Source organism: Lentibacillus kapialis (genome assembly GCF_014646635.1).
GTDB classification, from domain to species: Bacteria; Bacillota; Bacilli; order Bacillales; family Amphibacillaceae; genus Lentibacillus; species Lentibacillus kapialis.
The window spans coordinates 1-9,992 of the sequence record NZ_BMNQ01000081.1 but is presented as its reverse complement, the minus strand read 5'-3'; the positions used below and the strand labels follow the sequence as shown (position 1 = coordinate 9,992).

6 protein-coding genes are annotated in these 9,992 nt (G+C 43.7%); all 6 read right to left on the bottom strand.

Annotated elements, in window-relative coordinates; all coding sequences use genetic code 11:
* Nucleotides 1–331: 331 nt before the first annotated feature.
* Nucleotides 332–3,214 (bottom strand): excinuclease ABC subunit UvrA, encoded by a 2,883-nt coding sequence (gene uvrA, locus IEW67_RS16810; RefSeq protein WP_188634235.1) that lies wholly within the window; start codon nt 3,212–3,214, stop codon nt 332–334.
* A 59-nt stretch (nt 3,215–3,273) separates the two neighbouring features.
* Nucleotides 3,274–5,259 (bottom strand): excinuclease ABC subunit UvrB, encoded by a 1,986-nt coding sequence (uvrB, locus tag IEW67_RS16805; protein WP_188634234.1) that lies wholly within the window; start codon nt 5,257–5,259, stop codon nt 3,274–3,276.
* Between the two features lie 431 nt (nt 5,260–5,690).
* Nucleotides 5,691–6,731: a multicopper oxidase domain-containing protein gene (locus tag IEW67_RS16800; protein ID WP_188634233.1), complete on the bottom strand. Its 1,041-nt coding sequence runs from the start codon at nt 6,729–6,731 to the stop codon at nt 5,691–5,693.
* A 360-nt stretch (nt 6,732–7,091) separates the two neighbouring features.
* Complete coding sequence (locus IEW67_RS16795) at nt 7,092–7,652, bottom strand: hypothetical protein (RefSeq protein ID WP_188634232.1); 561 nt, start codon at nt 7,650–7,652, stop codon at nt 7,092–7,094.
* A gap of 32 nt (nt 7,653–7,684) precedes the next feature.
* Nucleotides 7,685–9,154 (bottom strand): cbb3-type cytochrome c oxidase subunit I, encoded by a 1,470-nt coding sequence (locus IEW67_RS16790; protein ID WP_188634231.1) that lies wholly within the window; start codon nt 9,152–9,154, stop codon nt 7,685–7,687.
* Between the two features lie 20 nt (nt 9,155–9,174).
* Nucleotides 9,175–9,699, bottom strand: a complete 525-nt coding sequence (locus tag IEW67_RS16785; protein WP_188634230.1) for a cupredoxin domain-containing protein — start codon at nt 9,697–9,699, stop codon at nt 9,175–9,177.
* Nucleotides 9,700–9,992: the final 293 nt, after the last annotated feature.

Sequence of the window (9,992 nt, the reverse complement as noted above, 5' to 3'; positions counted from 1 at the left end):
GCTTGAACTGTGCATCAAATTGCTTCTTATTTTGTGCCATGTGATGATTCCTCCCAGTTTAATTATATTATACTAAACTAGGAAATCTCTCTGTTTGGGTTGTCCGATTATTATTCTATCATCATGTCTTTGGCTAGCGGTTCCTACTACCAAGCCCGCAGGAGACTTTCACTCCCTAGACATAGCACATGCCCGGCGCACTAAAAACGCGGCATTCGCCTCGCCTTATAGCGAATGCCGAAGCGTTTCTTATAAGGTCACCCATAATTTATACTTTCTGACGTTATAATAAAAAAAGCAGCGAACCGCATAGCAGTCTGCTGCTTCTTTTTTATTTTGACCCGACTTTTTCCCGCCGTTCCATATCTCGTTCCATTCGTTTGCGATCCCGTTCCAAAATAGGTTTTAAATAGCGTCCTGTATACGATTGCTCGTTATCAGCAACGTCTTCCGGTGTACCAGCCGCAATAATTTCGCCTCCTCCGTCACCGCCCTCAGGTCCGAGATCAATGATATGATCTGCTGTTTTGATCACATCAAGATTGTGCTCAATAATCAGGACCGAATCCCCGTTGTCCACTAACCGCTGCAGCACATTCATGAGACGGCGAATATCGTCTGTGTGGAGTCCAGTTGTCGGTTCATCCAAAATATAAAATGATTTGCCGTTGGACCGGCGGTGGAGCTCACTTGCCAGTTTCACCCGCTGAGCTTCTCCGCCGGATAAGGTCGTAGCTGGTTGTCCGAGCTTGATATAACCGAGACCAACATCATATACTGTCTGAAGTTTTCGCTTGATTTTTGGAAGATTACTGAAAAAATCCAATGCTTCTTCAATCGTCATCTCCAATACGTCTGCGATGCTTTTTCCTTTATACTTCACTTCTAATGTTTCACGATTGTAGCGTTTGCCATGGCATACTTCACAAGGCACATAGACGTCCGGCAAAAAGTGCATTTCAATCTTGATAATACCGTCGCCGCGGCATGCCTCACAGCGTCCACCTTTGACGTTGAAGCTGAATCGCCCTTTTTTATAACCGCGTATCTTGGCTTCATTTGTCTGTGCAAAAACATCGCGGATATTATCGAACACCCCTGTATAGGTTGCCGGATTCGAACGTGGCGTCCGCCCAATTGGCGATTGATCAATGTCAATCACTTTCTCAATATTATTGACACCATTAATTTTTTTATGTTTTCCCGGCTTAAATTTAGCCGATCGATTCAACTGTTTTGCCAATGATTTATGCAGGATTTCATTAATCAACGTACTCTTGCCGGAACCGGAAACACCGGTAACAACCGTCAGCAGTCCCACAGGAATCGACGCATCGATGTTTTTCAGGTTGTTCTCTTCAGCACCAACAATTTTGAGCTGCTTACGTTTGTTTAATTTTCGGCGTTTCGCTGGCAACGACACATATTTATCACCCGCCAAATATTCTCCGGTAAGTGACTTCTTATTTTTCATGACGTTTTCCGGTGTATCACTGGCAACAATTTCACCACCATGTTCGCCAGCTCCAGGTCCAATATCTATCAAGTGGTCAGCCGCCAGCATTGTGTCTTCATCATGCTCGACGACAATTAACGTATTATCCAAATCACGCATCTGCTTGAGCGTATTGATCAGTCGATTGTTGTCACGTTGATGCAGACCGATTGACGGCTCATCAAGCACATACAATACACCTGTTAAGGCTGAGCCGATCTGCGTTGCCAGACGAATTCGCTGCGCCTCCCCGCCCGACAATGTACCGGCAGTACGCGACAGGGTCAGGTAGTTAAGTCCCACATTGTTCATGAATTCAAGACGGTCCAATATTTCTTTCAAAATCATGCGGGCAATCGTTTCTTCTTTTTCAGTTAACGCTAGATTTGCAAAAAAATCTTTCGCTTCCAAAATTGCATAATCGGTTACTTCGCTGATATGCTTTCCGTTCACAAGCACCGCAAGCGCTTCTTCCTTAAGACGATGACCGTTACAGGTCGGGCATTTCTTATGGGCCATATACTTCTCCAGCTGCTCGCGGGTAAAATCTGACGGTGTCTCGCGATATCTTCTGCCGATATTATTCAAAACACCTTCAAAATAAATATAATTATCACGCAGCTTTCCAAAATCATTTTGGTAGCTGAAATGAATTTTTTCTTTACCGCTGCCATACAAAATGTTATCCAGCTGCTTTTTCGGAATATCTTTGACCGGAACATTCATGTCAATGCCGTAATGATCACAAACACTTTTCAGAAGCTGCGGATAATATTGGGAACTGATTGGCTCCCATGCTGCAATTGCGTGCTGCTTCAATGTTTTTTGCCAGTCCGGAATAACGAGATCCAGATCGACTTCCAAGTTTGTGCCAAGGCCATCACATGACGGACAGGCGCCAAACGGACTGTTAAATGAAAATAGTCTTGGTTCGAGTTCACCAATTGAGAAACCACAGATCGGACATGCATGATTCTCACTGAACAACAGTTCCTCGTCATCAATCACATCAACAATAATATTACCTTCACCCAGTCCGAGTGCGGTTTCAATCGAGTCACTGAGGCGGCTTGCAACCCCTTCTTTGACGACGATCCGGTCGACAACCACCTCGATCGAATGGTTTTTATTTTTATCTAACGTGATATCGTCGGTTACCTCACGCATTTCCTGGTCAACACGGATACGGATGTAGCCCTCCTGTTTTAGTTTTTCAATTGTATTGGCATGTTCACCTTTACGCCCGGAAACAACCGGAGCAAGAATCTGCATTTTTGTTCGCTCGGGGTACTCGAGTAACCGATCCACCATCTGCTGGACAGTCTGTGAACTGATTTCAATCCCATGCCGCGGACATGTCGGATGTCCCACACGGGCATACAGCAAACGCAGGTAATCATAAATTTCAGTCACCGTACCGACCGTCGAGCGCGGGTTGTTACTTGTCGTTTTCTGATCGATTGATATAGACGGAGATAACCCGTCGATGGCGTCAACATCAGGCTTATCCATTTGACCCAAAAACTGCCGGGCATATGCAGAGAGGGATTCAACATAACGGCGTTGTCCTTCTGCATAAACTGTATCAAAGGCCAGTGATGATTTGCCGGATCCTGACAGGCCTGTTAAAACAACAAATTTATTTTTAGGGATAGATACATCGATATTTTGCAAATTATGCGCACGAGCACCTTGAATTTTTATTTCTTTGCTTGGCATGATCAGGTCATCCTTCCACTTTGCTTGATAGTATTTGTCTCAAAAAGCAGGCTTAATGATCAGGCACCTTCTGCCTTCAATTCAAGCACAATATCCCGAAGTTCGGCAGCCTTTTCGAAATCAAGTTCTTTTGCCGCTTCTTTCATTTCTTTTTCCATACTATCAATCATTTTTGCTTTCTCAGTTTTCGTCATGTCGGCAACATTGGTTTTCTTGTCTTCGTAATCCTCGACATCCTCGGCCGCGACAGTTGCCTGAATTACATCGCGAACATCTTTGCGGATTGTTGTCGGCGTAATATTATAACGCTCATTATACGCCATTTGTTTCTCACGGCGGCGGTTTGTTTCATCTATGGCAACCTGCATGGAATTCGTTACCTTATCCCCATACATGATAACCTCACCGTTTTCGTTACGTGCCGCACGTCCCATCGTCTGGATGAGCGAACGCTCGGAACGCAGAAAACCTTCCTTATCAGCATCCAGGATAGCAACAAGCGATACTTCCGGTATATCGAGCCCTTCACGCAACAGGTTAATGCCGACGAGCACATCATATTTGCCGACACGCAAATCACGAATGACTTCAATCCGCTCCAGTGTCTTAATTTCGGAATGCAAGTAAGCAACTTTCATACCGATTTCTTTCAAATAATCGGTCAAATCCTCAGACATTTTTTTCGTCAGCGTTGTGACCAGCACACGCTCATTCCGCCTTGAGCGTTTGCTGATTTCCTCAACCAGGTTATCAACCTGTCCATCAATTGGTCTGACATGCACTTTCGGGTCCAAAAGACCTGTCGGACGAATAATTTGTTCGGTATAATCCGGTACATGTTCCCGTTCATATGGACCAGGTGTTGCCGACACATAGACCAGCTGACTGGTTGCTTTTTCAAACTCGCCAAATTGCAACGGCCGGTTATCGAGTGCGGACGGTAAACGGAAACCATGATCAACCAGCACTTGTTTGCGTGCTTTGTCACCATTATACATTCCTCTAATTTGCGGTAATGTCACATGTGATTCGTCAATGACACACAAAAAATCATCCGGGAAGAAATCAAGCAATGTATACGGTGTCGAACCGGGCTCACGGAAGGTCAAATGCCGTGAATAGTTTTCGATACCTGAACAAAAGCCCATCTCTTCCATCATTTCAATATCATAATTGGTACGCTGCTCAAGACGCTGCGCTTCCAGAAGCTTATCCTGTTCACGCAATTCCACCAGCCGTTCTTCCAGCTCTTTTTCAATACTTTTAATCGCCTTTTTCAGCTTTTCTTCACGTGTGACAAAGTGTGACGCCGGAAAGATAGCCACATGTTCCCTATCACCGATAATTTCACCGGTTAATGCGTCGACTTCACGGATTCGATCGATTTCATCACCAAAAAATTCAATGCGCATACAGTGCTCTTCGCGTGAGGCCGGGATAACTTCAACCGAGTCACCGCGAACACGGAACGTTCCGCGCTGAAAATCTATATCATTACGAGCATACTGGATATCGACCAAATCACGTAAAAGCTGATCGCGATCTTTTTCCATCCCCATTCTTAACGAAAGAACCTGGCTTTCATACTCTTCAGGTGAACCTAAGCCATAAATGCACGACACACTGGCCACAATCAGCACATCACGGCGTTCAATCAGTGCTGACGTTGCCGAGTGCCGCAGTTTATCGATTTCATCATTAATGCTCGCGTCTTTCTCGATAAACGTATCGGTCGACGGTACATAAGCTTCCGGCTGATAATAGTCATAATAGCTCACAAAATATTCGACAGCATTATTGGGAAAAAACTCTTTGAACTCGCTATATAATTGACCTGCCAGTGTTTTATTGTGGGCAATCACCAGTGTCGGACGGTTTATCTCCGCTACAGCATTGGAAACTGTAAACGTTTTTCCGGTACCCGTCGCGCCTAACAATGTTTGATGGCGCTGTCCGGCTTTCACCTTCTCAACGATTTCCTTGATCGCTTCGGGTTGATCGCCGCGCGGTTCATAATCAGCCACCAGTTCAAATTTATTATCCAAAACGAAAACCTCCGTTCTCCTTCGATAACGCTATTTTATCATATATGCGTTCATTTTTTAACTCATAAACGAACAAATATTCGTTTGTGCTCACTGTTTACTTATTATCCATTCTACCCGATATTTGCCCTAAAAATCATTTACAAAGGGTTTATATGCTCTGATTGTTTAATCTGCGGGACCATCTAATAATAGAATCTGAGTTAATCAATAGAGAAGAGTCAAAACGAAGATAAGTGATATGTTGATAGGAACGTCCAAATAATAAAGGTATTATTGTTACTTTCTGGAACGCATTAGAAAAACTCGGCATTCGCCTCGTCTTATAGCGAATGCCGAAGCTTATTATAAGGTCACCCATAATTTATACTTTCTGACGTTACGAAAAACCCGGCATTCGCGAAGCCGGGTTTTGATTCAATCCATTTTCCTTACTCAGTAACGATCAGTTTCCCGACACCGCCTTTTTGTACATGGTTAAATTGATGGGTAACAAATTTATAGGTTCCAGGCTCTTTGACCGTAAATTCCACTACTGCTCCGCCACTTGCCGGAAGCCCGACAGTTTGCATACCTTCCTGATGATTGGCCGGATTACCGTCAATATATACATCGTCAAACATAGTCCCGATGACATGGAAGCTGCTCACTTCATTCGGCCCCACATTGTTGATATAAAATCTGACCTTATCGCCGACTTTCGCTTCCAATGGTTCATCCAGCAGTGCGCCGACTGTGCCATTTGTGTTTGGCTGTTCGTCATGAAGAGCTTTTGTCGACAGAACAACCTGGGAGGGTTCCCCATTTGTCATGTTCTCGAGATCATTGTATTTATACCATTCATTCTGGATAATCACATATTCCTTATCCACTTCTCCATCGGTCGGATAGCCATCATCCGGCTGAACAATGATGACGCCATGCATGCCGTTGGCGATATGGGAAAGAACCGGGTCTGTGCCGCAGTGATACATGAACACACCCGGACTCGATGCCTGGTAAACAAAGGTTCCCTCGTCATTCGGCGCTACATCTGCAAACCCTTTATCGGGGGCTGTGTGAACAGCGTGGAAATCCATACTGTGTGGAATCGACGGATCCATATTCTCCAGCGTAAAATGGATCGTGTCACCTTCATTGACAACTACCAACGGACCAGGTGCCTCACCATTAAATGTCCATGCCTTGTAATTGTAATCATCGTCAATTTCAATGTCGGTTATTTGTGCTGTCATGTTGATATATACATCACTTCCTTCACGTTCGATATCAAGCGGGGTCGGATTCTGGTTCACCCCATGATGTGCTTCAATGACTTCAGGTGATTTCTCTGCACTCGCTTGCTGAACAGTACTGTCCAGGTCAGATGATACGTCTGTCTGAGGTTCAACATTTTCTTCAGAACAAGCAGATAACAGCAAAACCAAAGCGCTCAGACCAATCGCTGTGTGAATCCCCATTCGTTTAAACATTACAATCACCCCATTATTTTTATAGATAAGCCTGACCATTCACCCCGTTTGGTCTTTACAGTTATCTGCCTCATTGAATGATCCACCTTATCTTACCTAAAGTGTACGTTCATAAACTTCCTACACCCGTGATTCAGGTCACTTAAAATGTGCTCACTTATAAACAATATATGACGAAATAAAAGAGTCAAATAACTGATTTGACAATAGTTAAATACATATTTCCATCATGTATATTGTGAAAACCACCACTTTATATTCAAGGTCTTTTCCTCTTATTCCTCGATGTATTCGCTCATGATCGGTCGGATTAACCTGGACAGTCAAAAAGCACCTCTGAAACCGAGGTGCTTTGACACATTATGATGATGCTTCCGAATGATCCATAAATACGTACTGAAGCATATAGAGAATAAGACTGACCATAATCATCAAAAATCCCCACCCCAGTATCTTCTGGTCAGCCTCCAGATAACTGTTGCACACGCGAACAGGGGCATCAATGTATATCCAGGCCAACAATCCAAACATAGAGATATAGTTAAATACAATAAAACCTTTTGTCAATGAAGCAAGTTTTTTCCAACTGTTCCGCAGAGGGAACCCCACCAAAAAAGGAAGGCTTACAAATTTAAACAGCTCAATATACCAGGTGACAAGTGCCTCATCAAGTGTCCGGGGGATCATCCAGTAAATAGTAATAAGGATGACGAGCAATATGCCGGCAGTACCATTTGCATTCCACGATGCCAAAAAACGTTCGAACCTGCTTTGACATTCGCCCGCCATCAGCCAGCCTGAAAGAATCAATAGCGGCATCTGAACGAGCATGTGGACAACCATGACAGACTCCATGGCGTTTCGCACAGGGGGAATTATCAGCAGAACAAAGAGCATTGTTCCGTATAATATTAGTTGCATTTGCCTGGACCTCCCTGCAAATCTTAGAATCACTATGCAAGCTGTTGATCGTCAAAAGCATTTCCTGAAACCATTTTTTTGCGTCGTCTGATAAAGCGCACAAAGTGTACAATGAATACGGCCACTGAGAGCATTCCCAATATACCGGCTATACCTCCGAATACTGCCGGAGCCATCCATTCCGGTAAGTGGGATGCCCAGCGCCTTGGTGTGCCTAATGCACCGGAGACAAGAAGTGATCCGCTCAGCCCTAAAATCGAAAGCGTATATCCGGCAAACGCAAATCGATCCATGATAGTCGTCTTGATATCGCTATCCTGTTTCGCAATATAATACATAAAGCCAAAAATCATCGCACAAGCACCAAGTGCCATATACATATGAAAGTGTCCCGGAACCCACTTGGTATTGTGCATCACTTGATTGACTACTATTGTCGCATCGACAATCGCCGGAACGACGCCGACCACCCAGCCAAACATCGATACATAAATCAGCCCTGAACCTACATCCCACCTAATACCTGATTTATAAACAATCATTAGCGCACCATACGCCGTAACGACCAGCACTGGCAAGCCATTCGCATAGGACAGTGCCTGCCCCATGATCAGCATCCAAGCCGGCATTACAGAGTCCATCAATAAATGATGGGTGTAAATAAGTAAGGTGAACACAGTCGACATAGTCCAAGCAATAAGAAACACCTTATTAATCTTCCACGGACGTTTCGTATATTCTTGCAGGATTTCGTATACGGCTATAACGCCCATATATATAATCGAATTCGCAAAGATATGACCGAATGCATAGGTCAGATTTTTGGCAAGCAGCGGATCAACCGTAAATGCGGGATTAATCACATGAATGGCATTCATGATCAGAACGGTCGCACCTGCTGTTATTGCTGTAACATTGACGATGATAACCATTGTGCTTGCAACCACCGTACTTGAAGGGGCACGATCGTCTGTTTTTTTTCCGGAAATAACATCCCAGCCCAACCCCTTTGCCAAACTGCCATAATGTTTCATGATGGCACGGCCGGCATCAAGATAAAACAGCAGAAACCCGGCTCCCAGTATAAGCATTCCAAATAAATAGAGTAGTGCACCGACTATCCCCCATGCATTGGCCGAAAGCTGTGGGAGGGGGTAAAGAAATGTCCATGAACCCGCATATTCAAACGAAAATACACCAATAATTACCATAACGACACCAATCAAGAATAAAATTAGGTTGAGTGTCATCACGTTTTTCGAAAGGTTTACATATTTACTTAAAAAATACCCCATAATGCCTGCCGAAGCAATCGCAGCTGCACCGACCATTCCAGTCCCGTGTATCGTCAAAAATTGATAAAACATAGAAGGTGACAGATCAAGCACGCCGCCTTGTGACAGCAGCATCAGGATTCCGAATATTATCATGACAAGAATGGTGAAGCCACCAATCAGCAAATAGGACACAACTATATTATTTCGGGATTTAACAGACTCCATTTCTACACACCTCCATTATATTATTCCGTCACAGTTATTTCTGCTGTCATTGCATGATGCGCCAAACCACAATATTCCATGCAAAGAATGTTATAGATGCCGGGCTCATCGAATGTTATATAGACGTTATTCGTGTACTCAGGCATTGCTTGTGTCTGTGTGAGCATATTCATCTCTTCATCATAAATACCAAACCCGTGATTAACGTCTTTGCTGGTCACTTTAAATTCAATCGGATCACCAGCCTTCAATTCAGTCTGACTTATCTTCCAGCCAAATTGCATAGCTTCAACATGCACAACCGTTGGCTCAGCACCGGCACTATAAACAGGCTGATTATACGGAAGTTCCCTTAGCGTATAAATAGTAAGCGTTAACATAAAGACAATCAATATCACGGCATAAAATGTGCGTGCTCTGTACCACTTTTTCTTAATTAGTTCATAATCTTTTATTTCCGTAGATTTCAGTACAACAAAGCCGAATACGAAAGTGACAATCACCATAAAAATTAGGCTGACTACCCATGCAACTGTTTGTATCAATTTGCATCCCCCTTCATGGTTAAACTCCTTAAAAAACAAATCATTGAAATCCAATCAGTTGTATCATACGAAAGAACGAACCGCCTGCGAGTGATACAAATCACTGATATGCCATCATTTTTTGAAAAAACAGTTTTTAATATTTATATAGTAAAAACGTTGGAAATCAATCGAGTAGGAGACTAATCATTAGTTGATTAGTCGTCCTCTCACACCACCGTACGTACGGTTCCGTATACGGCGGTTCAATAGTTTGAGTACGCACGCCTATATAGTTGATTCAGGTCTTTTAG

Excerpts from the sequence above, each read along its gene's own strand:
- uvrA (WP_188634235.1), bottom strand. The coding sequence starts at position 3,214 with ATGCCAAGCAAAGAAATAAAAATTCAAGGTGCTCGTGCGCATAATTTG.
- IEW67_RS16800 (WP_188634233.1), bottom strand. The coding sequence starts at position 6,731 with ATGTTTAAACGAATGGGGATTCACACAGCGATTGGTCTGAGCGCTTTG.
- IEW67_RS16795 (WP_188634232.1), bottom strand. The coding sequence starts at position 7,652 with ATGCAACTAATATTATACGGAACAATGCTCTTTGTTCTGCTGATAATT.
- IEW67_RS16790 (WP_188634231.1), bottom strand. The coding sequence starts at position 9,154 with ATGGAGTCTGTTAAATCCCGAAATAATATAGTTGTGTCCTATTTGCTG.